The organism is Limnobacter sp. MED105, from assembly GCF_000170915.1.
Classification (GTDB): domain Bacteria; phylum Pseudomonadota; class Gammaproteobacteria; order Burkholderiales; family Burkholderiaceae_B; genus Limnobacter.
Map to the genome: position 1 here is coordinate 18,913 of NZ_ABCT01000018.1, position 26,790 is coordinate 45,702.

At 52.9% G+C, this 26,790-nt stretch carries 25 protein-coding genes; 15 read left to right on the forward strand and 10 right to left on the reverse strand.

Annotation, left to right across the window (positions count from 1 at the left end; translation table 11 throughout):
* The first annotated feature begins 9 nt into the window (after positions 1-9).
* The 5 genes from LMED105_RS13680 (at position 10) to adk (ending at position 3,257) form a co-directional block, all read left to right on the forward strand.
* On the forward strand, positions 10-438 hold the full coding sequence (locus tag LMED105_RS13680; protein WP_008252366.1) for a biopolymer transporter ExbD: 429 nt from the start codon (positions 10-12) through the stop codon (positions 436-438).
* A complete protein-coding gene (gene lpxK / locus LMED105_RS13685) occupies positions 435-1,505 on the forward strand; it encodes a tetraacyldisaccharide 4'-kinase (RefSeq protein WP_008252368.1) in 1,071 nt (356 codons plus the stop codon). Before LMED105_RS13680 ends, lpxK begins: the two co-directional genes overlap by 4 nt.
* Complete coding sequence (locus tag LMED105_RS16705) at positions 1,486-1,662, forward strand: Trm112 family protein (protein WP_083797215.1); 177 nt, start codon at positions 1,486-1,488, stop codon at positions 1,660-1,662. Before lpxK ends, LMED105_RS16705 begins: the two co-directional genes overlap by 20 nt.
* A gap of 6 nt (positions 1,663-1,668) precedes the next feature.
* Positions 1,669-2,430 carry a 3-deoxy-manno-octulosonate cytidylyltransferase gene (kdsB, locus tag LMED105_RS13690; protein ID WP_008252372.1) on the forward strand — a complete coding sequence of 254 codons (762 nt, stop codon included), beginning with the start codon at positions 1,669-1,671 and terminating at the stop codon, positions 2,428-2,430.
* A 173-nt stretch (positions 2,431-2,603) separates the two neighbouring features.
* The gene (gene adk / locus LMED105_RS13695) at positions 2,604-3,257 is read left to right on the forward strand and encodes an adenylate kinase (RefSeq protein WP_008252374.1); all 654 of its coding nucleotides are present in this window, start codon (positions 2,604-2,606) and stop codon (positions 3,255-3,257) included.
* 64 nt (positions 3,258-3,321) lie between these two features.
* Here the strand turns inward: adk and murJ are convergent, their stop codons facing one another.
* Complete coding sequence (murJ, locus tag LMED105_RS13700; protein WP_008252376.1) at positions 3,322-4,881, reverse strand: murein biosynthesis integral membrane protein MurJ; 1,560 nt, start codon at positions 4,879-4,881, stop codon at positions 3,322-3,324.
* A gap of 77 nt (positions 4,882-4,958) precedes the next feature.
* On the opposite strand from murJ, the gene rpsT reads away from it, so the two are divergent.
* Positions 4,959-5,225 carry a 30S ribosomal protein S20 gene (gene rpsT / locus LMED105_RS13705; RefSeq protein ID WP_008252377.1) on the forward strand — a complete coding sequence of 89 codons (267 nt, stop codon included), beginning with the start codon at positions 4,959-4,961 and terminating at the stop codon, positions 5,223-5,225.
* Between the two features lie 123 nt (positions 5,226-5,348).
* Here the strand turns inward: rpsT and LMED105_RS13710 are convergent, their stop codons facing one another.
* The 5 genes from LMED105_RS13710 to xseB form a co-directional block, all read right to left on the reverse strand.
* A complete protein-coding gene (locus tag LMED105_RS13710; RefSeq protein ID WP_008252378.1) occupies positions 5,349-5,672 on the reverse strand; it encodes a DUF3579 domain-containing protein in 324 nt (107 codons plus the stop codon).
* Positions 5,673-5,774: 102 nt separating this feature from the next.
* Positions 5,775-6,605: a GTP cyclohydrolase FolE2 gene (folE2, locus tag LMED105_RS13715; protein WP_050771248.1), complete on the reverse strand. Its 831-nt coding sequence runs from the start codon at positions 6,603-6,605 to the stop codon at positions 5,775-5,777.
* 7 nt (positions 6,606-6,612) lie between these two features.
* Positions 6,613-8,535, reverse strand: coding sequence for a 1-deoxy-D-xylulose-5-phosphate synthase (gene dxs / locus LMED105_RS13720; protein WP_050771249.1), 1,923 nt, complete (start codon positions 8,533-8,535; stop codon positions 6,613-6,615).
* Positions 8,529-9,431 carry a polyprenyl synthetase family protein gene (locus LMED105_RS13725; RefSeq protein ID WP_008252384.1) on the reverse strand — a complete coding sequence of 301 codons (903 nt, stop codon included), beginning with the start codon at positions 9,429-9,431 and terminating at the stop codon, positions 8,529-8,531. Before LMED105_RS13725 ends, dxs begins: the two co-directional genes overlap by 7 nt.
* The gene (gene xseB / locus LMED105_RS13730; RefSeq protein ID WP_008252386.1) at positions 9,428-9,688 is read right to left on the reverse strand and encodes an exodeoxyribonuclease VII small subunit; all 261 of its coding nucleotides are present in this window, start codon (positions 9,686-9,688) and stop codon (positions 9,428-9,430) included. The genes LMED105_RS13725 and xseB overlap by 4 nt, the downstream gene beginning before the upstream one ends.
* A 183-nt stretch (positions 9,689-9,871) precedes the next feature.
* On the opposite strand from xseB, the gene LMED105_RS13735 reads away from it, so the two are divergent.
* The 3 genes from LMED105_RS13735 to LMED105_RS13745 all read left to right on the forward strand — a co-directional run bounded on the left by LMED105_RS13735 (position 9,872) and on the right by LMED105_RS13745 (position 12,801).
* Positions 9,872-11,008 (forward strand): aromatic ring-hydroxylating dioxygenase subunit alpha, encoded by a 1,137-nt coding sequence (locus LMED105_RS13735; RefSeq protein WP_050771251.1) that lies wholly within the window; start codon positions 9,872-9,874, stop codon positions 11,006-11,008.
* A gap of 105 nt (positions 11,009-11,113) precedes the next feature.
* Entirely contained in the window at positions 11,114-11,890 is a 777-nt protein-coding gene (locus tag LMED105_RS13740; RefSeq protein ID WP_008252389.1) for a GntR family transcriptional regulator, read from the forward strand.
* A 41-nt stretch (positions 11,891-11,931) separates the two neighbouring features.
* Positions 11,932-12,801, forward strand: coding sequence for a DMT family transporter (locus LMED105_RS13745; protein WP_008252391.1), 870 nt, complete (start codon positions 11,932-11,934; stop codon positions 12,799-12,801).
* A 4-nt stretch (positions 12,802-12,805) separates the two neighbouring features.
* Here the strand turns inward: LMED105_RS13745 and LMED105_RS13750 are convergent, their stop codons facing one another.
* From LMED105_RS13750 to polA, 3 genes are read right to left on the reverse strand one after another with little or no spacing between them, the layout of a single operon-like run.
* Positions 12,806-13,591, reverse strand: a complete 786-nt coding sequence (locus LMED105_RS13750) for a ZIP family metal transporter (protein WP_008252394.1) — start codon at positions 13,589-13,591, stop codon at positions 12,806-12,808.
* 19 nt (positions 13,592-13,610) lie between these two features.
* Positions 13,611-14,516, reverse strand: coding sequence for a dienelactone hydrolase family protein (locus LMED105_RS13755; RefSeq protein WP_008252396.1), 906 nt, complete (start codon positions 14,514-14,516; stop codon positions 13,611-13,613).
* A gap of 17 nt (positions 14,517-14,533) precedes the next feature.
* Complete coding sequence (polA, locus tag LMED105_RS13760) at positions 14,534-17,317, reverse strand: DNA polymerase I (RefSeq protein ID WP_008252398.1); 2,784 nt, start codon at positions 17,315-17,317, stop codon at positions 14,534-14,536.
* On the opposite strand from polA, the gene LMED105_RS13765 reads away from it, so the two are divergent.
* The 3 genes from LMED105_RS13765 to LMED105_RS16525 are packed head-to-tail and all read left to right on the forward strand — an operon-like array spanning position 17,318 to position 19,897.
* Complete coding sequence (locus tag LMED105_RS13765) at positions 17,318-18,055, forward strand: TIGR00730 family Rossman fold protein (protein WP_008252400.1); 738 nt, start codon at positions 17,318-17,320, stop codon at positions 18,053-18,055. It begins immediately after the preceding gene.
* Between the two features lie 57 nt (positions 18,056-18,112).
* Complete coding sequence (locus LMED105_RS13770; RefSeq protein WP_008252402.1) at positions 18,113-19,090, forward strand: homoserine kinase; 978 nt, start codon at positions 18,113-18,115, stop codon at positions 19,088-19,090.
* Between the two features lie 12 nt (positions 19,091-19,102).
* Complete coding sequence (locus tag LMED105_RS16525; RefSeq protein WP_156799706.1) at positions 19,103-19,897, forward strand: BPSS1780 family membrane protein; 795 nt, start codon at positions 19,103-19,105, stop codon at positions 19,895-19,897.
* 266 nt (positions 19,898-20,163) lie between these two features.
* Here the strand turns inward: LMED105_RS16525 and LMED105_RS13780 are convergent, their stop codons facing one another.
* On the reverse strand, positions 20,164-22,395 hold the full coding sequence (locus tag LMED105_RS13780; protein WP_008252406.1) for a UvrD-helicase domain-containing protein: 2,232 nt from the start codon (positions 22,393-22,395) through the stop codon (positions 20,164-20,166).
* Positions 22,396-22,559: 164 nt separating this feature from the next.
* Between LMED105_RS13780 and leuS the strand changes: the two genes are divergently transcribed.
* From leuS to holA, 3 genes are read left to right on the forward strand one after another with little or no spacing between them, the layout of a single operon-like run.
* Positions 22,560-25,205: a leucine--tRNA ligase gene (gene leuS, locus LMED105_RS13785; protein WP_008252408.1), complete on the forward strand. Its 2,646-nt coding sequence runs from the start codon at positions 22,560-22,562 to the stop codon at positions 25,203-25,205.
* Positions 25,206-25,233: 28 nt separating this feature from the next.
* Positions 25,234-25,743: an LPS assembly lipoprotein LptE gene (gene lptE / locus LMED105_RS13790; RefSeq protein ID WP_008252410.1), complete on the forward strand. Its 510-nt coding sequence runs from the start codon at positions 25,234-25,236 to the stop codon at positions 25,741-25,743.
* The gene (holA, locus tag LMED105_RS13795) at positions 25,740-26,780 is read left to right on the forward strand and encodes a DNA polymerase III subunit delta (RefSeq protein ID WP_008252412.1); all 1,041 of its coding nucleotides are present in this window, start codon (positions 25,740-25,742) and stop codon (positions 26,778-26,780) included. Before lptE ends, holA begins: the two co-directional genes overlap by 4 nt.
* Positions 26,781-26,790 lie beyond the last annotated feature (10 nt).

Here is a 26,790-nt window from a genome sequence, read left to right on the forward strand (position 1 = left end):
AGCGGGTCGTTGAGAATAAAGCGAACAATCAGTACGGAGGCTCCCGACATCAACCTGATCCCGCTGATCGATGTGTTGCTGGTCATCGTGATTTTCCTGGTCGTGTCCACCACATTCATGCAACCCAGCCAACTGGAAGTTGATCTGCCAGGTACGCAAAGCGCAAAAGAAGACACCATGCCGCCTGAAGCACTTCGAATTCGGGTGGGGCGAGATGGAAACTATGCACTAGGCGCCCAGACTGTATTGACCGAAACCCAATTGCGCACAGAACTCAGCAAAGTTTTGTCGACCATGCCTGCTGGCGAGGAACGTAGGGCGATTGTTGAAGCGGACGCAGCAGCCACCCATCAATCAGTGGTGATGGTGATGGACATGCTGGCCTCGTTGGGCGTTGCCAGGGTGTCGATTGCTACTGCCGGTGGCAAGACCCCATGACCACGGGTGATCGCAAGAGCAGAATTGAATCTGGCTTGCTCAACATTTGGTACGAAGGACAAAAGCCCGGGCTGTTGGCGGGCTTTACCCTGAATTTACTGGAGTCTGTTTACAAAGGTCTGCGCTGGGCCACACGGCAAAACAGCAAATCATATGCAGCAAAGAAAACATGTCAGCCGCCGGTGCTGGTTGTTGGCAACCTGATTGCCGGGGGTGCCGGCAAAACACCAATCGTGATGGCGATTTGCCAACATGCACGAGCCCGCGGTGACCAAGTGGGCATCGTCAGCCGGGGTTATGGTCGATCCGAAAAAGCACCAATCTTGATTGATCCAGCCCAAAATGCCCCCGCAGCAAGTAATGCAGGAGATGAGCCTTTGTTCTTGAGCCGTGAAACTGGTTGCCCGGTGGCTGTGTGCGCGGATCGAAACCAAGCGGTCAGGCTTCTTTTGACCCACTTCCCGGATTTGAAATTGATTGTGTCAGACGATGGTCTGCAACACCACAAACTTGCCCGACAACTTGAATGGGTGGTATTTGACCGGCGGGCCCATGGCAATGGCCGCATGTTGCCGGCTGGCCCTCTGCGCGAGCCACTTTCCCGGCTTAATTCGGTGGATGCAGTGCTGTGCTCCAATATTTCGCCCGAATCCTTAAGCAAGTCCTTGAATTGGCCATCGCGAGACAACTGGCATGCGATCCATGTTCAGCTCACAGGCTTTCGACAACTGAGTTCTGGCATTTTTCTGACACTGGAACAGGCCGTGCAACAATGGAAAGCGCTGAAACTGCTGGCTTTCACGGGACTTGCTGACCCGAGCAAGCTGTTCGACGCCATTCGATCCGCTGGTCTTCATCTGGAGGCAAGTCGCGGCCTTCCGGACCATTTCAGCTACCCAGAAGACTTTTGCGCACAGTTCGATCAAGATGTGTTGATAACAAGCGGCAAAGATGCCGTAAAATTAAATCCTTCGGACCCGAAAGTTTGGGTGGCTGAAATAAGCGTAAAGTTACCCCCTGCCTTGACAAAAGCCCTAGAGGATTGCATTGGACCCACAATTGATTGACATTCTGGTTTGCCCCATCTGCAAAGGGCCACTTGAAAAACGCCCTAGCGATGGTCACCTGGTGTGCAAGGCAGACAAGCTTGCGTTTCCCGTAAGGGACGGCATACCCATCATGCTGGTGGAACAGGCCGAACCCGTATCAACCCCCAATAGCTAAGCCCCCATGTTCAAAGCCGTTATTCCGGCCCGCCATGCGTCAACTCGCCTGCCAGGCAAACCGCTGCTGGACATCGCTGGCAAGCCCATGGTGGTGCGTGTGGCCGAACAGGCCTTGAAATCTGGGGCAGACGAAGTACTGGTGGCTACCGACCACCCGGAAATTGAGTCGGTGTGCAAAGCCCATAATTTACCAGTTGTAATGACCCGCGGCGACTGGCCGACCGGTACAGACCGAATTGCGGAAGTGGCCCAGATCACAGGGTGGTCAGACGACACCGTGGTGGTGAATGTGCAGGGCGATGAGCCCTTGATTGACCCGGCTTTGATTGACCTGGTCGCCAAAGCCCTGCTGGAGGATGCACAGGACATCGCGACCTGTGGCCACGCAATCGACAACTGGGAAGAGTTCAAAAATCCAAATGTAGTTAAAATCGCCATGCGGGAAGACGGCGAGGCGCTTTACTTTTCCCGTGCGCCCATTCCTTATCCGAGAGATGCCTATGCCACCGAATCATGGCCTCCCGGTGCGCCAGTGGGACAACTTGGCATTCGCCACATCGGCTTGTATGCCTATCGCGCCCGCTTTCTCAAGGTGTATCAAACACTGCCTCCAGCCCGAATTGAAGTGCTTGAATCACTTGAACAACTCAGGGCGCTGGCCAATGGCTTTCGCATAAAAGTGTGTATGATTCAGGATGCCCCGCTTCCCGGGGTAGACACCGCGCAGGACCTGGAAAAAGTCAGGGCATTGTTTGGGTCTCGTTAAGGCTGAACGACCATGAATAAATATTCGAGCCAGACTGTGGGTAAGTTTTCTGCAAGTTGACGCACCCATAATCGCAAAGGCCTCGAATAAGAAAAAACGGCCAGAAATATCGCCTGTTGTAACCGACGCATCTTGTACAACAGGCCAGCAGATTTAAAACTCTTGAGGCGACTATGCGTTTAATTCTATTGGGAGCGCCCGGTGCTGGAAAAGGCACGCAGGCGACATTCATCAAGGAAAAATTTGGCATTCCCCAAATTTCCACCGGCGATATGCTGCGCGCAGCAGTCAAAGCTGGCACCCCTTTGGGCATCGAGGCCAAGAAAGTCATGGACAGTGGCGGCCTTGTTTCTGACGAAATTATCATCAATCTGGTGAAAGAACGTTTGAAAGAATCCGACTGTGCCAATGGCTATTTGTTTGACGGGTTTCCACGCACCATTCCACAAGCCGAAGCAATGAAAGAAGCGGGCGTAAAGATTGATTTCGTACTTGAAATTGATGTTCCCCACGATGCGATCATCGACCGGATGAGCGGCCGCCGCACACACCCGGCTTCTGGGCGTACTTATCACGTCAAGTTTAATCCTCCGAAGCAGGAAGGCATTGATGACATCACTGGTGAACCCTTGGTTCAGCGAGATGACGACAAAGAAGAAACTGTGAAAAAGCGTTTGGACGTGTACGAAAAGCAGACACGCCCATTGGTGGACTACTATGGTCAATGGGCTGCCACAGGCGACGCCAGTGCGCCGCAGTACCGCAAAATCGCGGGAGTTGGCAGCGTAGAAGAAATCAAGGCACGTGCTTTTGACGCATTGAAGTAAAACTGAAGTTAAAAGTCATACCCAGTTGCAGCACCTGATCAGGTGCTGCATCACTACCCCCGGTTCATACAACAGGCTTGCGAATCAAGCGTTTCGGATTCAAACCCAAGCCAGCCAGCACCGCAAAGTAAAGTACACCACACACTCCGATTACCCCAAGCACAGTAGCCACACGCAAAAGCGGTGCGGAAGCCATACCCAGCCAGTCAAACTGCTGATTCATGAACCACAGGGCTACCCCCATGGCAATTGCTGCCACCGACACTTTCACGAAATACACACCCCAGCCGTTTGAAGGCGTATAAAGGCCCCGCCTGCGAAGCCCCCAGTACAAGACCGTGGCATTGAGAACGGCACCCGCACTGATGCTCAGCGGCAGGCCAGCATGCCCAAGCAAGGGCACTGTCAACAGGTTCATCACTTGAGTGGCCACCACAACCATGATCCCGATTTTCACGGGCGTCCGAATATCTTGTTTGGCATAAAAACCAGGGGCCAGAATTTTGACCAACACCAAACCAGCCAAGCCCAGACTGTAAGCAATCACGGCCTGGCTGGTCATGGCCACGTCGTTGGCATCAAAGCGCCCGTAGTGAAACAACAGAGCCACCAAGGCATCTGAAAACAGGCCCATGCCCACAGCCGCCGGTAACACCAGCACCACCGTCAAGCGCAAACCCCAGTCCATCAAACGTGAATATTCCTCATGGCTTCGTGTGGCCGCGGCAGAAAGCGATGGCAACAACACTGTGCCCAACGCAACACCCAACAAAGCAGTGGGAAATTCCATCAAACGATCACCATATGAAATCCAGGAGACACTGCCCTGCTCCAGATGCGACGCAATGTTGGTGTTGATGATCAAACTGATTTGCGCCACCGACACGGCAAGCGTTGCTGGCACCATGTTTTTCAGTACCCTCCGAACACGCTCATCCCCCCAAGCTGACTTAATAGCCCCCAACCCTGCAAAAGGATTAATCAGGCAATCGGTGCGCGCCAATCCGTACCACAGCACAGCGACCTGAAGAACACCACCTACCATCACCGCAACTGCAAACGCTTTCACTGCTTGATCAAAATACGGGGCAAGAAGCAAAGCGCCTGCGATGAAGCTGATGTTCAGCAGCACTGGTGCAAAAGCTGGCAAGGCAAATGAACGGAAAGTATTCAGCAAGCCAGAAGCCAGTGCGACCATGGAAATCAGAAGAATGTAAGGAAACATCCACTGGGTCAGCAACACAGTGAGTTCAAACTGTTCACTGCCACGCCCCAGCCCGCTGGCCATACCCATGACCACCCAACTGCCCCCCAATACGCCCGCGACAACGATCAGCAACAAGGCGATGAACAACAGAGAACTGACTCGCCGGGCCAGATCGACAGCGGCTGATTTACCCTCCGTTGCATTGGTTTGGGACAAAATCGGAATAAAGGCCTGCGAAAAAGCGCCCTCGGCAAACAATCTGCGCAACAAGTTGGGAATTCGGAAAGCAATAAAAAATGCATCGGATTCGGCACCCGCCCCCAAAAGGCGCGCGGTGATTGTCTCTCGGATCAAACCGGTGATCCGGGAGAGCATGGTCATGGCGCTGACCGCAGCGGCCGACTTCAATAAATTCATATAGTGATTGTGAAAGGGCTATTATTTTGTTAAAATTGCGGGTTTTCGAATTCTACACCCCTTGGAGCCTCAGCAATATGGCCAACACAGCACAGGCGCGCAAGCGCGCAAAACAAGCCGCCAAAGCAAATGCGCACAATTCAGCCATTCGCTCAGCGATGAGAACCGCAGTTAAAAAAGTACGCGCTGCTGTTGAAGCAGGCGACAAAGCAGCCGCTCAGGCAGTTTATCGCGAAACAACAAGCATTCTGGATCGCGTTGCAGACAAAGACCTGATCCACAAAAACAAAGCTTCTCGCAACAAGTCACGCTTGTCAGCACTAGTAAAAGGCATGGCCGCCTAATTTCGTTTTAAAACCGTCAGCTTTAACACCGTCGGCTCTAAAACTCGTTTACATGAAAAAGCCCCTTGATTGAAAGGGGCTTTTTGTGTTTCTGGAAGGTTTTACTCGATTATGCTGCCCCAGCTACTCGGGATCGGGCAACAGGCAGGCATCCAACACCTGTAAATCATTGTCGCGCGCAAAGTTCAAAACAAACGTCATAGCCATGGGTTCGATCTCGCGCAAACGCTCATCGACTACCACGCACTTAATATTGTTCATCAAAATTGGTTTGGCGTAAGGGCTGTAAGCCAAATGTTGCTGGCTTTGCTGGCGGCCTGGCGGACGGTAACAAGACAACACACCGCAAAGGCGCTCTGCCCAGTCCGAGGGACGAAAAGGACGCCCACCTGACGTGAGGCCGAGAATAAAGAATTCCTTGGGCTTGACCTTGGATGGTTCAGCCATAACCGAATAGCTCCTGAGGTACACACGCACCCCGACATGTAATTTTGTGTGTATTGTCGGGGTTGATTCTTACAGCGCGCTGAAGAACCGGCGAGGGTCTACTTAAGCTCGATCGATGCGAGCGTAAGCCGAGTGATTGTGAATTGATTCGAAGTTTTCAGCCTCTACTGTGTACTGACCCACCTGCGAAAACTTGTTCATGGCGATGGCCACATCCCGAACCAGATCTTCCACAAACTTCGGATTGTCATAAGCGCGCTCGGTCACATACTTTTCATCGGGGCGCTTGAGCAAACCATACAGCTCACAGGAAGCCTGCTGCTCGATTGCAGAGATAAACTGTGCAATGTCCACATCTTCTTTCAACTGAACTCGCGCGGTGACGTGCGAGCGCTGATTGTGCGCACCATACTCCGAAATTTTCTTGGAACAGGGGCACAGACTGGTCACCGGGACAACCACGGTCAAGTAGATGTCTTGCCCCGTTGCCGTGGCTGAACCTTCAAGGGTCAGCTGATAGTCCATCAGGCTTGAAACCCCGCTGATGGGCGCAACCTTGGACAGGAAATAAGGCAATTCCATTTTGATACGGCCGGAAGGCGCATCCAGACGCTGCAACATCTCGACCAGCATCGCGCGGAAACCGCTGACAGTCAGCACATTGCCCTGGGCTTCTTCAAGCAAGGCAATGAAACGAGACATGTGCGTGCCTTTCTGATCGGCAGGCAGAAACACGGTCATTTCGAACTCGGCCACAGAGGGCATTGGCTTTTGGCCTTGGAGCTCAATCAGAACTGGATATTTGACAGAACGAATGCCCACCGATTGGATTGCAATGTGGCGGGTGTCGATGGTGCTTTGGACATCGGGAATAGCCTGGTCGATTGGGTTAGTGGCCACGGCATTCTCCAAGCCTTTGTCACGTGTATTCATAACTTCCTCATGTGTTCGCGGCACGCCCTGCTACATGGCGTACCACATTGGTGTGGCGATCAAAGAGCTCGCCATAGTGCTGCTTGATGGACGTTTCTATGCCTTGGGCGTCCAGTCCAAGATTCTTGAGCAGAAGAACAGGGTCTCCGTGGTCGATGAATTCATCGGGCAAGCCGAGTTGCAACACTGCGTTATTAAATCCTTGGGCATGCAGGTGTTCAGTCACGGCCGAACCTGCGCCACCCATGATACAGCCCTCTTCAACAGTCACAAAGCTGTAGCGCTGCTCGGCAAACCGTTGTAACAATTCTGCATCAATAGGCTTGACCCAGCGCATGTCCACCACGGTGGCGCCCAGCGCACGGCCAGCCTCAAGGCTAGCTTCACACATGGAGCCAAATGCCAGAATTACAAGTTTATGCTCTGATTCATCGGGCGAATAACGCACAATTGCCTTGCCAATTTCCAATGTATCCAGCGATTCATCCGCCACCACACCCGGACCAACACCGCGTGGATAACGCACTGAAGCGCAACCAGGGTAGTGGTAGGCGGTTGTCAATAATTTGCGACATTCGTCCTCGTTGGAGGGCGCAGCAATCACCATATTCGGAATGCAGCGCAGGTAAGCAATGTCGTAATTGCCTGCGTGGGTTGCACCATCAGCCCCCACCAAACCAGCTCGATCCAGTGCGAATGTCACATCCAGATTCTGCAGGGCCACATCGTGAATCAGCTGATCGTAGGCGCGCTGCAGAAAGGTGGAATAAATGGCCACTACAGGTTTCATGCCCTCGCAGGCCAAACCAGCCGCAAAAGTAACCGCGTGTTGTTCTGCAATACCCACATCAAAGTAACGCGAAGGAAAGCGACGCTCAAATTCCACCATTCCGGAACCTTCACGCATGGCAGGCGTAATGCCCACCAGCTTGCGATCAGATTGCGCCATGTCACACAACCACTTGCCAAAAATTTGGGTGTATGTGGGTGGCTTGGGTGTGGTGGATTTTTGAATGCCGATGCTGGGGTCGAACTTGCCGGGGCCGTGGTACAGCACTGGGTCTTGCTCGGCCAGCTTGTAGCCCGCGCCTTTTTTGGTAATCACATGCAGGAAGATCGGGCCTTTCATGGCACGCAGGTTTTGCAAGGTAGGCACCAAAGCGTCCAGGTCGTGACCATCAATGGGGCCGTAGTAATTGAATCCAAATTCCTCGAACAGTGTCGCCGGGCTCATCATTCCTTTGACATGCTCTTCAAGTCGATGTGCCAGTTCATACAGAGGCGGGGCCACACCCAAGATGCCCTTACCAACTTCCTTCACATTGTTCAGCATGCGACCGGACAACAACTTGGCCAAATACTTGTTCAGTGCGCCCACAGGCGGGGAAATCGACATGTCGTTGTCGTTCAGAATGACAAGCAAATCGATGTCGGGAGTAACGCCGGCGTTGTTCAAGGCCTCAAAAGCCATGCCTGCGGTCATCGAGCCATCGCCAATCACAGCAATGTGTTTACGATTCACGCCCAGATTGCGGGAGGCAACCGCCATGCCCAAGGCAGCGGAAATAGAGGTGCTGGAATGGGCTGTACCAAAGGCATCGTATTCAGATTCCGAACGCTTCGGAAAACCTGAAATGCCACCGTACTGGCGCAAGCCCGGCATGGCATCACGCCGGCCAGTCAAAATTTTATGCGGGTAGGTTTGATGGCCTACGTCCCACACCACGCGATCATTCGGAGTGTTGAACACATAATGCAAGGCGACTGTCAATTCGACCGTACCCAGGTTGGACGACAAATGCCCGCCGGTCTTGGCGACTTGCTCCACAATGTAATTGCGCAACTCGTCGGCCAGCTTGGGCAACTGGTTTTCGGACAGTCGCCGCAAGTCTGCGGGGCAATCAATTTTTTTCAGCAGATCGGTCATGATTTCCGGTTTGTAATCAGTTCTACAAGGGTTTCCAACGGAGCACGGCGCGTTGCAGCAATCACCTCACAGGCCGAAAAAGCCTGCTCACGTAACCGGGCCAAAAGCGCTTTGGCTTCGCCCAAGCCCATCAAACTCACCATGGTGGGTTTGTTGTTCAGTGCGTCTTTGCCCGATGTTTTACCGAGCACGTCACTGGTGGACTCCACATCTAATATGTCGTCTATTACCTGATATGCCAAGCCCAAACAATGGGCATAGGCCTCTAATCCATTCTTCTCAACGGCTGAAAGCGTCGCGTTGCTGACATACCCCATGCGCACAGACGCCGTGATCAGATCACCGGTTTTGCGCGCATGCATCGTGGCAAGCGACTGCAAATCCATGGGTTTGCCCACATGCGCAAGATCGATTGCCTGCCCAGCGGCCATGCCTTGCAAACCAGCGGCGCTGGCCAAGGCAGCAATTTGCTGCATGCGAACCTGCACACTGCCCTGATTCGATTCAGCCAACCATTGAAAAGCGGCGGTTTGCAACGCATCGCCAGCCAATAAAGCGAAGGCCTCACCAAACTTCACATGGCAGGTTGGCTTGCCCCGGCGCAGCACATCGTTGTCCATGCTGGGTAAGTCATCATGCACCAACGAATAGGCATGCATGGCTTCGATGGAGCAAGCAGCATCATTTAACTGAGAGGTGGGCGTTTCCACAGCGTAGCCCGCTGCGAACACCAACATGGCACGCAAGCGCTTTCCACCATCCAGCAAGGCATATTCCATGGCCGCATTCAACTCGCTGGAGGGCCCTTCGAACTGCTTTAACTTGTCAGCCAATACCGCTTCAAAACCCGCTCGGGTCTCGTCAAACCAGTTCAATTGAATGGGTTGGGCGTAATTCACTGCGCACCTTCATCAGCCGGTTTGTTCAATGTTTGTTCAATCTCGGTTACCTCTTTGCGAACCTGGCTTAAACGGTCCCTGCAATACTTCACCAAATACGCACCGCGTTTGTAATCGGTCAGCAATTGATCCAGGCCAAGATTCTGGGAATCCATGGTATTCACCAAAGCCTCAAGTTCGGCCACCGCCTCTTCAAAAGAGACTGGCACCGCTTGGGCGTTGTCGACAGGCGCTGTTTTCGATTTGCTTGAGCTCATTGTGCTGCTGTGCGTGATGCAAAGTCTTCCATTTTACTGCGACTTTGCCCAAAGGCGAAAAGTCTTTGGCCGGAATGCAGACTAAAGGGTACAATCCCACTTTCTCTTTTTGTTCAACAGGTTAATTTGCATCAGTGTCGATCAGGGACACTGTTGGAGGAGGTCCCCGGGATCATGTCCGATTTGAGTGATTTGTCCAAGGTGTCACATGCTGTGACGCAATCAAGCTTGCAGCCTCATGTTTCAACGTATTTTGATGAACATGTTTTAAAGGATGAAATCCAACTACTCTATCGAGACGGACCGGGTTACGTCGGCCACACCCATTGGGTGCCCGAGCGAGGCGACTGGAGGTCACTTCCGTGGGAAGGTGACGGTCGCATTCTGGTGAACAACGGCTCTGAAATCGAGCTTTTGTCCAATGTATGTCGTCACCGCCAAGCCATCATGCTGAAAGGCCATGGCAATTCCAGCAATATTGTTTGTCCGCTTCACCGCTGGACATACGATTTGAAAGGTGAATTGCTGGGTGCACCCCATTTTGCGCAACAGCCTTGTACCAAGCTGCAGTCGTATCCGCTTCAAAACTGGCGTGGATTGCTGTTCAATTCCGGACGCAATGTTCTTGAAGACCTGAAGAAGGTACCGTTTCTGGAGGAAATTGATTTCTCTGAGTTCCAGCTGGATTCGGTAAAAACCAATGTGCTGCCCTACAACTGGAAAACCTTCATCGAGGTTTATCTGGAGGATTACCACGTTGAGCCCTTTCACCCAGGTCTTGGCCAATTTGTCAGTTGCTCGGATTTGCAGTGGTATTACGGCGAAAACTGGAGCGTTCAATCCGTGGGCGTGAAAGCTGGCCTGCGCCGCCCGGGTACACCGGTTTACAAGCAGTGGCACGAGGCCGTCAAGAAGTTCAGCAACGGTGTAGAGCCCAAATACGGCGCAATCTGGTTTTGTATGTACCCCAACATCATGGTGGAGTGGTACCCGCATGTGCTGGTCGTTTCAACGCTGCACCCCCAAGGCCCGCAAGAAACCTTAAACGTGGTTGAGTTCTATTACCCCGAAGAAATTCGCCTGTTTGAACGGGAATTCGTGGAAGCTGAACAGGCTGCCTACATGGAAACCGCTGTTGAAGACGACGAGATTGCCGAACGAATGGATGAAGGCCGACGGGTGCTGATGGAACGCGGAGAACACGACGCTGGCCCTTATCAAAGTCCAATGGAGGACGGCATGGCGCACTTTCACGCCTGGTACGGGGCCCAAATGAACCCCACCCACGACCAGTCCGGGAAACTAAAAAAGACCTTCTAAACGGCAAAACCACGCATCGTCAAAATCAATATCGCGATTTGTATTTTTGTTTAATCTTTTTCTGGTACATTGATTAGACAAAAATAAAACTCTGGATATATTTAAATGATGCGTGGCTCCAATTCTTTGGACGGGCCCGTTGTACGCAGTGGCGGCCCCGCCTACCAGCAAATCAGTGAAGTACTGACCCATGAAATTTTCAGGCAAACCTGGAAAGTCGGTGAACCACTGCCCAATGAAAAAAAGCTCTCGGACCGCTTCCAGGTCTCTATTGGAACCATACGCCGAGCGATTGAAGCTTTGGAAAAATCGGGACTGGTGACAAAAATGCAGGGTATCGGTACATTCGTCACCGACAAAGCCCTGCCTTCACCAGTTTATGACCGGGCAGATCCCTTCAAACTCAATAATCATTGGGCCACCGAGTATGCGGGCACCGAAGTAAAAACCGAGTTGATTAGCCTGGAAAGCATTCGGGCAGACACCGAAGAATCGCGCGCCCTTGGCATCGCCTTGGGAGATCCGATCTGGTTGATTGAAGTTCGGCACATGCTGCACACCCAACTGATTGCTTACGAACAGCTGTGCCTCTCCAAGAGGGTTTTTCCGAAGTTGAGTATCGAGATGCTGCAAAAATCGGCTGGTAACTTGTACCGCTTGGCTTCCGAGGTATTTCAAATGCGGATTGGGCAGATGACCGACGAGGTATCGGTGAAGTCGATGGAACCGCGGATTGCGAGCCTGTTCAACAAGATTCCGGATGCACCCAGCCTGCGCGTATTTCGCATTACCCACTCAATGGACAACACGCCCATTGAAAAGCGGGAAGTGTGGCTCGATCCGAGCTTCGCGCATTACAAAGCCACACCCGAACTGTCCTGAGCAGCCGTCCACACCGGGAAGCCGAGCTACAATCTGCCTCCATGCAAGCACTCTGGATGTTAATGGCCTGCCTGTGTTTCGGCACCATGGGCCTGATGGTCAAACTCGCGGGCACCCATGCCACTTTGGGTGAAATTGTCTTGTTTCGCGGCGCAGTACCCATGATTGGAATCACCGCTTGGGCTTTGCTTCATGGTCTGAGCCTGAAAAGCCCGGTTGCATTTCTGCATTTGAAGCGAAATGTTGCGGGAATTATTGCCATGTGGTGCGGCTTTTATGCCACCACACAACTGCCACTGGCCACGGCCACCACCCTCATGTATACCTCCCCCCTGTTCATCGCCCTGATTCTGTGGCTTTGGTATGGTCAGTCAAGAAACCGCCTGGAACAGTTCGCAATTGCAATCGGCTTTTCTGGCGTTATCGCTGTTCTTCAACCTGTGTTTTACGGCGACCAACTACAAATCGCCCTCATAGGCCTGGGTGCTGGTGCAGTGTCAGCCGTGGCTTATATGCAATTGAAAAGCCTTGGACAAGCACGCGAGCCCGAGTGGCGAACCGTGCTGTACTTCGCAGGCACTGCGACAGTCACGTCGCTGGTGTACATCATTGGCTTTGGTGAATTTGTAGTGTTCGAGGCTCCAGATGCCAATTGGTCTTTGTTGTGGCTCGTAGCATTGGGATTTTTTGGCGGCGCTGGCAACCTTGCCTTGACACGCTCATTTGGAAGCGGCTCAACCTGGCTTTCCGCTGCGTTACAATATTGCACGATTCTGGTGTCGACTTTCTTCGGAATTTTGGTGCTGGGCGACATACCAACCAGCACAACCTGGTTGGGTGTTTTGCTGATTATCGCCTGCGGAGGAATTTCTTCTTATGCCACCCACCAGAGAAAACAAGCGGGCGGCTAGCTGTTCAATGATGGTGATGAAGGATTTCAGCCAATAAGGCCACCAATGCAACGCCTGACCCAATGCATAACAGTTGCACCACACTTTCCTTAATTTTCACGCGCTGCTGCATTTGAGGGATAAGGTCGGCAACCGCCACATAAATAAAGCTGGCGGCAGCGAACACCAGAGCGTAGGGCAACAACGCCTGCAATTCAGTGAACAAGGTGTAACCCAAACCCGCACCCAACACTGCAGCCAGACCAGCGACCGACATCAACTGCAAGGCTTTTTTGCGGGCGATACCTGCATTCACCAGCACCAGATAATCGCCGGTTTGTTGTGGAATTTCATGCAGCACCACACTTAGTGTAGTGACCAAACCCAACTCGAAATCAACCAAAAATGCACTGGCCACCAACAAGCCATCGGCAAAGTTGTGAATTGAATCGCCCACGACGATCAACAATCCTCCACGACGGGCTTCGCGTTTGTCGAAACCATGGTGATGGTCGTGTCCATCATGTTCGTGATGGTGGCTATGGCGAAATATCGAGAACTTTTCCAGCACAAAGAAAAACAACAAACCTGCCAGCAACAAGGCAAACAAGTTGTGATGATCCATGCCCTTGTCCAATGCCTCGGGCAACAAATGCAAAAGCGACGCGCCCAACAGCACGCCAGCAGACACGCTGACCATGGGCTCAAGCGAGCGGGCGATGTGTCGTGCTGTCAACAAGGCAGATGCAAAAATGGCCAAGGCCGTGCCCAAGGCAGCGGCCAGGAGAACAAGCGGTAAACTGGATTGCACGATTTGGATTGGTCCGAAATTAGATCAGGTTCTTGCCCCGCAAGAACTCAAGGGCCTGATTGTACGCCTGTTTCGCCGCGGCCGAATTGTAGGTGGGTCGATAATCGGCATGGAAACCATGCTGAGCTTTGTCAAACACGGTGATGCTACTGGCCTTTGCAAATGGATTGGTCTGGGCTGCGGCCAGGGCTTTTCTCATTTGATCCACGGTGTCCAGCGGAATCGAGCTGTCTTCTGAACCATACAAACCCAATACCGGAGCCTTCAATTGCGCGGCAACATCCACAGGGTGCACCGGCGTTAAGTCAGTTTTCGCCCCCACCAAGCGACCATACCAAGCCACCCCGGCTTTCACAGCGGGCTGGTGTGCCGCGTACAACCAGGTAATTCGCCCACCCCAACAAAACCCAGTGACCGCGAGCTTTTGGAGATCGGCACCCTCTGTGCCTGCAAATTCAACACATTTGTCCAGGTCGGCCATCACCTGTTTGTCGTCCATTTTGGCGATGACATTTTCCAGAATGGCGGCCACGGTGGCGTATTGCCCTGGCTCGGAATGGCGAAAGAATATTTCGGGGGCCAAGGCATAGAAACCGGCTTGGGCAAAACGTCGGCACACATCTTCCAGATAAGCGTGTACCCCAAAAATTTCAGGCACCACCAGAATGATCGGTGCATTCTTTTTGCCTTTGGGGTAAGCGCGATAAGCAAACATGTCATCGTCGCCTACATCCACAAACACGCGACCTTCCTCAAGGCCATCACTGGGCGTGGTAATCGCTTGAGCCAACACAGGCGACGCTGCTGCTGCAAAGCCGCCAACCGTGAAACCCTTCAACAAAGTGCGGCGACTCATCGGCAGCTTGCCGCCGCCGGTCAATGCTTCAAGGTGTTCCTGATTTTCTTTGTTTTTAATTGTGCTCATCACATGCTCCAGAGAATTCAATGCGCCTCTTCCCAATTATTGCCAACGCCACATCCCACTTCCAGAGGCACTCGCAGCTTGGCCACTTGGGTCATGATTTCAGGTACGCGCTTCTGAATCAATTCGAGTTCACCCTTGGGTACTTCGAAAATGACTTCGTCGTGTACCTGCATGATCATTTTTGAATTGAGTTTTTCTGCCTTCAACCAGGCCGACAATTCCACCATGGCCATCTTGATCAGGTCTGCAGACGTGCCCTGCATGGGCGCGTTGATCGCAGCCCGTTCCGCGCCCGCCCTGCGTGGGCCATTGGGGCTTTTGATTTCAGGCAGCCACAGCCGGCGCCCAAACACGGTTTGCACAAAGCCGTCTTCCTTGGCTTGTGCGCGCACATTGTCCATGAACTTCGCAACACCCGGGTAGCGGGCAAAGTACCGGTCAATGTACAACTTGGCCGCCTCTCGGGTAATGCCCAGGTTACCGGCCAAACCAAACGCGCTCATGCCATAAATAAGACCAAAGTTAATAACCTTGGCTGTGCGACGATGATCAGAGGTAACCTCGTTCAAACCCACACCAAAAATTTCAGATGCGGTGGCACTGTGAATGTCCAAGCCTTCATTGAAAGCATGGATCAGCGCTTCATCCCCGGAAATATGCGCCATGATGCGCAACTCGATCTGCGAATAATCAGCCGAGACCAAGACACAGCCAGGCGCCGCGATAAAGGCCTCGCGCACTCGACGACCTTCGGCGGTGCGCACAGGGATGTTCTGCAAGTTGGGATCATTGCTGGCCAAGCGGCCCGTAACAGCCACCGCCTGCGCATAATTGGTATGCACACGCCCGGTGCGTGCATTCACCATACGCGGCAATTTGTCGGTGTAGGTGCTTTTCAGTTTGGCCAGTGATCGGTGTTCCAATAACTTGGCAGGCAAAGGATAATCTTCGGCCAGTTTGCTGAGCACTTCTTCATCGGTCGAGGGCGCACCACTGGCGGTTTTTTTAACGACTGGCAAACCCAATTTGTCGAACAACAATTCGCCAATTTGCTTGGGTGAGTTCAAATTAAAACTGCCGCCGGCCAATTCGAAAGCCTGTTCTTCAATCAGTTTAAGCTTGTCGGCAATTTCGGCGCTTTGTGCCTCCAGCTTGTCTGAATCAATCAACACGCCATTGCGTTCTACTTCAAACAACACCTGTCCGAAAGGCAACTCCACGTCGCGGTACAGCTTGGCAAGTTCTGGCACCTTGTCCAGCTCGGCTTTCAAGGCGTGGGCGAGGCGCAAGGTAACTTCCGCGTCTTCAGCAGCGTACTTAGTGGCGGTATCAATCGGCACCTGGTCAAAGGTAATTTGGCTGGCACCTTTGCCGGCCACTTCCTCGTACTTGATGGTGTTGTAGTTCAACCAGCGCAGGGCCAAGGCGTCCATGCCATGCGGCTTGTGTGCTTCCAGAATGTAGCTGGCCAGCATGGTGTCTTCGAACAAACCCTTGACCCACACATCATGATTGGCCATCACATGTAAGTCGTATTTTGCATTCTGGGCAATTTTGGGCGAATCGGAATCTTCAAACCAAGGCTTCAGAAACGCCAACACCTCGGCCAGTGGCAGTTGCGGCTCCGCCGTCAAATCCTGGTGCGTCAGTGGAATGTAATAGCCCACGCCCGGCTTCACTGAGAATGAAAGGCCCACAATGCGGGCATTCATGGGTTCCAGCGAGTCGGTTTCAGTATCAAAAGCAACCGGCGTTTTACTGGCTGCAGCGGCTTTTAATTCAGCGAGTAGCGAATCAAGCTGTGCTTGTGTTTGTACACAAATGGTTTCGATGGAGTCTACGGCTTGCGTGGGCGCATCAAACAGGCTCATCGAACTGCCGTCGGGCGGTCCTTCCACTTTCGGCTTGGCTGAAGCGTCATCTTCACCCACACCGCCCAAAGCGCGAAACCAGGTTTTGAATTCAAACCGTTGAAATAAATCCTTGAGCGCGTCTTTGTTTTCCGGATTGGCCTTTAGCTGTTCCTCAATGTGGCGGCGCAGCTCAAACTCGCAATCTGTTTTAATGGTGACCAGAGATTTGCCTGTGGGCAACCAGTCCAGGGCCTTTTGCAGGTTCTCCCCCACTTTGCCGCCAATTTTGTCGGCATTGGCCACCACGCCATCCAGCGTCTTGTACTCAGCCAGCCACTTTGCAGCGGTTTTAGGTCCCACTTTTTCTACACCTGGCACGTTGTCAACCGTGTCGCCCACCAGGGTCAGGTAATCCACAATCTGCTCGGGATACACGCCAAACTTTTCAAACACCGAGTCCCGGGTCATGACTGCGTTTTTCATGGTGTCGACCAGTCGAACCTTGTCGTTCACCAATTGCGCCATGTCTTTGTCGCCAGTGGACACAATCACCTCATCGAAACCCTGCTCCAGCGCCACTTGCGCCAGGGTGCCAATGACATCGTCCGCCTCAATGCCGGGCTCCATCACAATGGGCCAGCCCATGGCACGGGTTACTTCGTGAATGTGGGGGATTTGCGCAGCCAGGTCCTCGGGCATGCTGGCCCGGTTCGCTTTGTATTCCGGGTAAATGTCGTCGCGAAAGGTTTTGCCCGGCGCATCGAACACACAGGCGATACAATTGGAAGTGATATCGTCAGTGTTGTAATCTGCACGCAGGCGTCGAAGCATGTTGACCATGCCATAAATGGCCCCAGTGGGCTCGCCTGCGCGGTTTCGCAAATCGGGCATGGCATGAAAGGCACGGTACAGGTAGCTCGACCCATCAACCAGGAGTAATCGCTTCATATGACAACCAAAAATAAGAATATTCCGACATTGCGCCACCTTCCCTCCAAAGAACAATCCACCGCAGTGAAGGCCAGGGAGTCGTGGCATGTGTTGGGAATTATGGCAGAGTTCATTGAGGCGACCGAGAAGCTGTCGGCAATTCGCCCTTCAGTCTCCATTTTTGGCAGCGCGAGAACCCCGGTAGATCACCCCTATTACACGCTCACTGAGAATATTGCCAGGGCACTGTCTGACTCCGGATTTGCTGTTATTAGCGGTGGCGGGCCTGGCATCATGGAGGCCGCCAACAAAGGCGCGCATGCGGGTGAATCACCCAGCGTCGGTTTGAATATCGAACTGCCGTTCGAGCAAAGCGGCAATGCCTATCAGGATATTTCACTCACATTTCGCCACTTCTTTGCACGCAAAGTGGCATTTGCGAAGTATGCCAGTGCCTATGTGGTGATGCCTGGTGGCTTTGGCACCCTCGATGAAATGTTCGAGGCACTCACGCTGATTCAAACCAACAAAGGCAGACGTATTCCCATTATTTTGGTGGGCTCCAAGTTCTGGGCGGGTCTGATTGATTGGGTAAAAAGCCATTTGCTGGGCGAGGGAATGATCAGCCCGGGAGACATGGACCTGTTTGAGGTGGTTGAAACACCAGAGGAGGTGTTGAAATGCATATTCCACTTCTACGAGAAACGCACCTTCAATCCATCAGACAGTGAAACAGAGAAGCTGTTGGACTTATAAAGCAGGGTCAAACACAGGTAAAATCCGGGGTGCTCATGACCCTACTCAGGACTTTGAATGGCTGTTTTTACACGCATTACCCAAACTGAACTGCAACAATGGCTGGAGGGCCGGGATTGCGGTGAATTGCTTTCATTTGAAGGCATTGAGTCGGGCATTGAAAACACCAATTATTTTGTGAACACCAGCAAGGGCCGGTTTGTTCTAACCCTGTTCGAAAAGCTGAAGGCGGAAGACCTTCCGTTTTACCTGGGCTTGATGAAACATCTGGCCAAAAAGGGCTTGGCTGTGCCTGGTCCGATACCCAATGCGCAGGGCGAGTTATTCAGCGAACTGAATGGCAAACCTGCCACGTTGGTGAATTGCCTTGGCGGGAAATCGGTTGAGCGGCCCAATGCAGCCCAATGCCAACAAATTGGTCGATTTTGCGCACAGGCTCACCTAGCGGTGGCTGATTTTCCTGGCAACACGCCCAACCCCCGAGGTCTGGCGTGGATTGAAAGTGCAATGAATGCCCTGGATTCATACCTGCCCAACCCGGTCAAAGAACTGTTGCACAGCGAAGTCCATCATCAGAAGGCGGTTGCTGAACGCCATGCCTACAGAATGCTGCCCAAAGGGGCAGTACACGCCGATCTGTTTCGCGACAATGCTTTGATGCAGGGCGATTCTCTTGGCGGGGTTATCGACTTTTATTTCGCTGGTGTAGATACCTTTTTGTTTGATCTCGCGGTGACCGCAAACGACTGGTGCATTGAACTGGCCAATGACAAGCCCGACCAGGGTGAACTCAAACCCGAACTGTTGGGTGCTTTGTTGAGTGGTTATCAAGAGGTTCGCAAATTGAACCCGCATGAGTGCGAACTTTGGCAAGACATGCTGCGCGCTGCAGGGCTTCGTTTTTGGACCTCCAGACTTTACGATTTTTACATGCCACGTGAAGCCGAAGTACTGAATGTGAAAGATCCAAAACATTTTGAACGCGTATTGCTTGCCCGCAGGCAGGGAATACCGCTTGCTCTTCAACCGAATTAAGGAAGTAATCACTTGGCCAACTATGTACATACTTGCCCGCCAAGCGCGGGATGGGATTGGCTGATGCAGGGCGTGCAGCTATTCAGAAGCAAACCGGGCGAAATGTTCCTGTTCGGCAACACTTATCTTTTTATCATTCTTTTCATCGGGATACTGATCCCTTTCATCGGTGCTGCCGCGGTTGCTGTCGCATCACCCGCCTTGGGTTTTGGAATCATGCTGGCAGGCAAAATGGGGCAAAAAGGCTTGCGGGTCAGCCCTAGCGTTTTGTTCAACGCCTTTAGTCAGGACAACAGAAAACACCTACAGTCCTTGTTGATTTTGGGAGCAATTTACACCGCATGCTTTGCGTTGATCCGCCTGCTTGCACACCTTGTTCTTGGCGCACAACCCACGGTGTCGATTGACGACCTGCAAAAGGCCGATGCAGCAACCAGTGCCGCATTCATGGAGTACATGGTGCTGTATATGATCTTTATTGGCATCACCAGTATCCCGGTGTTGTTGGCATTCTGGTTTGCGCCGGTTTTGGTCGTTTGGCACAACATGAAACCCATGCAAGCCCTGTTTTCAAGCTGGATTGCTGTGTGGCGAAACAAAGGCAGCTTTCTGATTTATGGCATGGGTTGGCTTATTTTGGGTTTGGGTTTTTCATCGGTGTTCGTTGTTTTATTCACGTTGTTGGGCTTGCCTGCCGCGTTCGTGAGTGCACTGAACATGATGTGCGTGGCGCTGGTGATGGCGGTGTCGCTATGTACCTTTTACCCAACCTACAAAGCAGTGTTTGAGCACGATCCAACCGAGTGACCGGCCTGGACTGCAGCCTCTCGGTGCTTGTTAATTGCCCTATCGGCTTGGGTTCCGATCTCTCGCCAGAAAACCTGTTGATCCCTTGCTTAGCCTCGCGGTGCCTGAGAACGACCCTCCTAAACTGCGGGTCGGGTCCGTTCTCTGTCGCCCATGCTGGGCAACACCGGCTCTGCTCGGCACGCAAGGGCAGGTTTTCTTGAAGGCGAGGCGATCGAAACACCGCCGCCGATTGGGCAACACAGAGCAGCGTCGCCCCTTCAAGTTCAACTCCGCTCAAGCTTCGCCAAACTCAGCATCAGCCACTTCATGCCTTGGCGACCAAAGTTGATCTGAATTCTTTGGTCGTCACCCTCGCCCTCATAAGCTACCACTACACCGCTACCAAACTTGGCATGATTCACACCCGTGCCGATGTCGTAGGGTCGCTTGGCGGCTTTGTTGCTGTAACCCACGTTGAGCGTTTTATTTTGCCCCCACACTTTGGAATCAAGCGCATCCCAACCCTGGCTGGCAATGTGCGCACGTTTTGGAGTAAGCCATTTCAATACCTCTTCAGGCAACTCATCGAGAAAACGAGAACGAAGGTGGTAACGAATTTGCCCGTGCAACATTCGCTGCTGTGCATGGCTTAAAAACAGTTGTTCCCGTGCGCGGGTAATGGCCACATACATCAAGCGACGCTCTTCTTCCACGGCCTCTACGCTGGTGCCATCGCCACCCTCCACGGAATTGCCGATGCTGTTCTCATGCGGGAACAACCCTTCTTCCAAACCCGTCACGAAAACACATTTGAACTCCAGCCCTTTGGCAGAATGCGCTGTCATCAATTGAATGGCCTCTTGACCCGCCGCCGCTGCGTTGTCACCCGCCTCAAGCGAGGCATGAGAAAGAAAATCAGCCAGCGGCGTAATCAACTTTTCTTCGTCCACCATCGTGGCCGCTGCATCTTGGTAATAACCTTCAGCAATCGCGAACGAGGCAGCCGCATTCACCAATTCTTTCAAGTTTTCAACACGGTCTTCACCATCTTTGTCGGCCTGAAAATGAGCCACCAAACCTGATTCATTGATTACCTTGTCGACCAAATCGGCAAGGCTCAAGCCACGTGTTTCAAATCGCATGCGCTCGATCAAATCGGCAAATTTTTTCAAACCGGCCTGCGCCCGACCTTCCATGCGATGAATGGCACGGTACAGCGAAGTGCCCTGCGCCGTGGAAATGTCTTGCAGTTGCTCCACGCTACGTGCACCAATGCCACGCGCAGGAAAATTCACAACGCGTGAAAAAGAGTTGTCGTCGTCTGCGTTGTCCATCAAACGCAAATAAGCCAGTGCGTGCTTGATTTCAGCGCGTTCAAAAAAGCGCAAACCGCCGTACACACGATAAGGCATGCCGGCATTGAACAAGGCTTGTTCCACCACGCGGGATTGAGCGTTCGAGCGATACAGAATCGCAATATCGGATCTACCGTAACCTTCCTCAAGCACCAGTTTTTTAATTCGATCGATGATAAAAGCCGCCTCATCCTGATCGCTCGTGGCCTCATACACCCGGATTGCCTCACCCTCGCCGGCCTCGGTCCACAACTCCTTTCCCAGACGAGCCTTGTTGTGCGCAATCAGTACGTTGGCTGCTTTCAACACATTGCCAACTGAACGGTAGTTTTGCTCCAGCTTGATGCGATTCTGCACATTGAAATCATTCTCAAACTGCACCATGTTGGCCACGCGCGCACCGCGGAAGGCGTAAATGGATTGGTCATCATCGCCCACTGCAAAAATGCAGCCTTGGGGGCCAGCCAGCCGCTTTAACCAGTTGTATTGCAAGCTGTTGGTGTCTTGAAACTCGTCCACCAAAATGTATTTGAAACGAGCCTGGTAATGTTCACGCAACGCCGGGTTTGCGCCCAACAGTTCGAATGAACGCAACAACAACTCGGCAAAATCAACTACCCCCTCACGCTGGCATTGGGCTTCATAGGCCTCGTACAACCGAACCATCATGCGGTGGTATTCGTCGTGCGCCTCGACGTCTTTGGGGCGCAAACCTTGATCTTTCGCCGAACCGACGAAGTAGCTCAACTGTTTGGGCGGAAATTTTTCAGCATCAATACCCAGCACTTTGTACATCCGCTTGATCGCGGAAAGCTGGTCTTGCATGTCCAGAATCTGAAAGGCTTGCGGCAATCCGGCTTCCTTCCAGTGGGCCCGCAACATGCGATTGCACAGGCCGTGAAAAGTACCCACCCACATGCTGCGAGTGTTAATCGGCAGCATGGTTGAAATGCGGTGCAGCATTTCCTTGGCCGCCTTATTGGTGAAGGTAACCGCCAATACCCCATTGGGGCCCACCTGCCCGGTTTGAATCAACCACGCAATGCGAGCTGTGAGCACCTTGGTTTTGCCACTGCCAGCCCCTGCCAGAATCAGTGCCGATTCACGGGGCAAGGTGACGGCTGCCAGTTGTTCAGGGTTCAGGCTATCAAGTAAAGACACGGCTTCTCACATCAAAAATGGGTTTTGCTGTTGATTTTAACAGTGATTGCCCCACCTGCCTTGCCCGTAAAAAACGAAAAAGCCCGATATAATGACCGATTGGCCTGCCCCACCCGGCACGGCCCCGCCCGCATTCAAAATTCATACCCAAGTTTCCACGCACCATGCTCGACAAATACGCCGCCCAAGACATTGAAAATGCCGTTCAAGGCCAATGGAAAGAATCAGACGCCTACAGGGCTGAGGCTTTCGCCAAAGACGCAAGCGGCAAGCAAAAGCCAAAGTATTACTGCGTTTCAATGCTGCCCTACCCCAGCGGCAAACTTCACATGGGCCACGTGCGCAACTACACCATCAACGACGTCATGATTCGCCAAAAGCGCATGAAGGGCTACAACACCTTGATGCCTATGGGCTGGGACGCGTTCGGTATGCCCGCTGAAAATGCAGCCATGGCCAACGGAAAACCACCCGCGGCTTGGACGTACAGCAACATCGATTACATGAAAAAACAGATGGAATCGATGGGCTTGGCCATTGACTGGTCTAAAGAGGTAGCCACCTGCAAACCCGATTACTACAAGTGGAACCAGTGGCTGTTCCTGAAGATGCTCGAAAAAGGCATTGTTTACAAAAAAACAGGCACCGTGAATTGGGATCCCATTGACCAAACCGTGCTGGCCAATGAACAGGTGATCGACGGCAAAGGATGGCGATCCGGAGCCGTGGTCGAGAAGCGTGATATTCCCATGTACTACATGGCGATTACCGATTACGCGGATGTATTGCTCGAAGATTTGAATGGTCTTCAGTGGCCCGACCGCGTCAAAGTGATGCAGGAAAACTGGATTGGCAAATCCACCGGCGTGCGCTTTGCTTTCCCGCATGAGATCAAAAACACCGCGGGTGAATTGGTTCAAGAAGGCAAGCTGTATGTGTTCACCACACGTGCCGACACCATCATGGGTGTCACCTTTTGCGCCGTGGCGGCTGAGCATCCGCTCGCTGCGCTGGCTGCCGAAAACAATCCTGAACTTCAGGCATTCATCGCCGAATGCAAGGCTGGCGGCGTGGCCGAGGCCGACATGGCCACGATGGAAAAAAAGGGCATGCCCACAGGCCTTACCGTAACGCACCCGTTAACCGGAGAAAGCGTACCGGTTTGGGTGGGCAACTATGTATTGATGAGCTATGGCGATGGCGCTGTGATGGGTGTGCCCGCACACGATGAACGTGATTTCGCATTCGCTTTGAAGTACGGCATTTCGATCAAACAAGTGATCAGCGTGAAAGGCGAAGTGTTCAACAACGCTGAATGGGCTGAGTGGTATGGCGACAAAGAACGTGGTGTTTGCGTGGCCAGTGGTCCGCTGGATGGCCTGAATTACTCCGCAGCTGTCGACAAGGTGGCCGAGCTGCTTGCATCCAACAACCTAGGCGAAAAGCGTATTCAGTTCCGCCTACGCGACTGGGGTATTTCACGCCAGCGCTACTGGGGCACCCCGATTCCAATTATTTATTGCGACACCTGCGGCGATGTACCCGTGCCCGAAGCAGACCTGCCTGTGGTGTTGCCTGAAGATTTGGTACCCGATGGCAGCGGCAACCCCTTGGCCAAAAGCGCAGCATTCTATGAATGCAAATGCCCCAAGTGCGGCAAACCTGCCCGCCGTGAAACCGACACCATGGACACCTTCGTCGACTCCAGCTGGTATTTCACGCGTTATGTGTGCAACGACGCAAACACCATGACCGATGAACGCAGCGACTACTGGATGCCCATGGACCAGTACATCGGCGGTATTGAGCATGCCATTCTGCACCTGCTGTACAGCCGCTTCTGGACCAAGGTCATGAACGACCTGGGCCTGGTGAAATTCCACGAACCCGCCACCGCCCTGCTGACTCAAGGCATGGTGCTGAACGACACGTATTACACTGAAGAAGCCAACGGAAAAAAAACCTGGATCAATCCGGCCGATGTCTCGGTTGAGTTTGACGACAAAGGTCGCCCGGTCTCGGCAAAACTCAGCAACAGTGGTGCACCAGTGCACATTGGTGGCGTTGAAAAAATGTCGAAGTCCAAAAACAACGGCATCGACCCACAGGCCCTGATCGACCAGTACGGCGCTGACACAGCGCGCTTGTTCACCATGTTTGCTGCACCACCCGAGCAAAGCCTGGAGTGGAGCGACTCTGGCGTGGAAGGCGCACACCGCTTCCTGAAACGCCTTTACCAACTGGCTTTGAATCAGCAAGAAGCCATCAAGGCCCAGCCCGCTCTGAACGCCACAGAATTGAGCAAAGCGGCGCAGAACACCCGCCGCGATGTGCATGAAATTTTGAAACAGGCCAATTTCGACTACGACCGCCACCAGTACAACACGGTGGTGTCAGCCGGCATGAAAATGCTGAACACACTGGATGCATTCGCCAATGAGCCAAAATCACCAGCCGACCAGGCAGTACTGGTCGAAGGCCTGAGCATTTTGTTGCGCGTGCTGTACCCGATCGTGCCTCACATTACCTGCCACCTGTGGGCCAGCCTGAACTACAGTGCGGCAGAGGGTGAAATTCTGGACGCTCCATGGCCCGAGGTGGACGAGAACGCCTTGGTGCGCTCAGAATTGACCTTGATGGTGCAAGTGAACGGAAAACTGCGAGGCAGCATTGAGGTTCCCGCCGACGCGGACAAAGCCAGCATCGAGAGCGCCGCGCTGGCCAACGAAGCAGCACAAAAGTTCATGGAAGGCAAACCCGCCAAGAAAGTGATTGTGGTACCCGGCAAACTGGTCAATATCGTTGTTTAAGATCGACCCCAACAACAAGCGAGTCTTTATGAAACGATTTTTTCAAACCATCGCCCTGCTGGCAACAACCCTGGCACTGACCGCCTGCGGCTTTCAGTTGCGTGGCCAGTACAACTTCGACTTTGAGAAAATCGAATTGCGCGGCATGGAAAATTCTGAAATGAACCGCAACATGGACTTGCAACTTCAGATTCTGAACTTGAAGGTGAACCCACCTGAAGGTGCCCCTTTGAAGTTGAATTTGATCAGCGAAGCACGAGATCGCAGTATCGTCACCTTCAGTGCAACTGGTCGCGCCCGTGAGGTACGAATTACCTATGAACTGCTTTACAGCGTGGTGGACAAAAACGGAGACTTCCTGATTGCCACCAGCCAACTGAGCCAACGCCGGGAACTGACTTACACCGACGATCAAATTTTGGGCAAGGAAGCCGAGGAAAACCAGCTGTACACTGAAATGCAACGTGACATTGCACGCCAGATTACCGGGCGGCTTAGCGCCTTGCAGTTGGGACCAAAGGGGCAAACGGCGAAATGAAACAGATTGCGCTTGACACCTGGTTGAACGACGGCGCAAACACCGCTTTGCCACAACTGCTGTGCGTATTTACAGATGAACCCCTGTTTGCGACCCAGGCTGCCGACCTGTACCGTCAACGACTGAAAAAACAAACCGATTACCAGCGACATATTGTTGAAGTGGATCGGCAATTTGACCCACAGGAGTTTTTATCGCTGTTTGCTGAAGCCTCCCTGTTTGGCGATGTTTCGCTGGTTGATTTGCGAATTAATCAACCCAAACTCAGCAAGGAAGCTGCGGAAGCCTTGGGCAAAGCAGCGCAGTGGATCGCTGCCGGTGACACCGGGCATTACCTGCTGGTGAGCGCTCCCAAACTGAATAAAACCCAGGAAAAAAGTGCCGGTTTTGCTGATTTGCTGGCAAAAGGATGCGAGATAGCCTGTCGCCCGGTGGGTGCAGACACCCTGCCCGGCTGGATCGCGCAAGCTGCAAAACGCAAAGGTGTGCAACTGGACCGAGAAACCTGCAGTTGGTTGGCCGAGAAAACCGAGGGCAACCTGCTGGTGGCACACCAAACCATAGAAAAGCTGGCGCTTGAGCACCAAGGAGCTGTGGCCATTGAACAGGTGCAAGGCATGGTTGCCAATTCTGCACGCTTTAACGTGTTCGACCTTGGTGGCAGCTTGCTGGCCGGGGACGCCAAGCGAATTACCCGAATGATGGAGGGACTGGAAGCCGAAGGCGAAGCCCCCACTTTGGTACTTTGGGCCTTGCAAGAAGAAATTCGTGCCATTCGCGACACACAGCAAGCCATGCGGCGCGGAATGTCTTTGTCGGATGCCTGCCGACAAAATAGAATTTGGGGACAGAGGCAGAATCACATTGCAGCCGCCCTGAAACGCCACAACCCTGGCAGCCTTCAAAAACTGACCGCTTGGTGTTATGCCGCCGAAAAAACCATCAAAGGCATGAAACAGGGCAACCCCTGGACCCTGTTTGAGATTATAGGCCTAGGCGTGGCGGGCATTGAACCGCCCGAACTTTGGAACACCTGAAAGAGCAAGT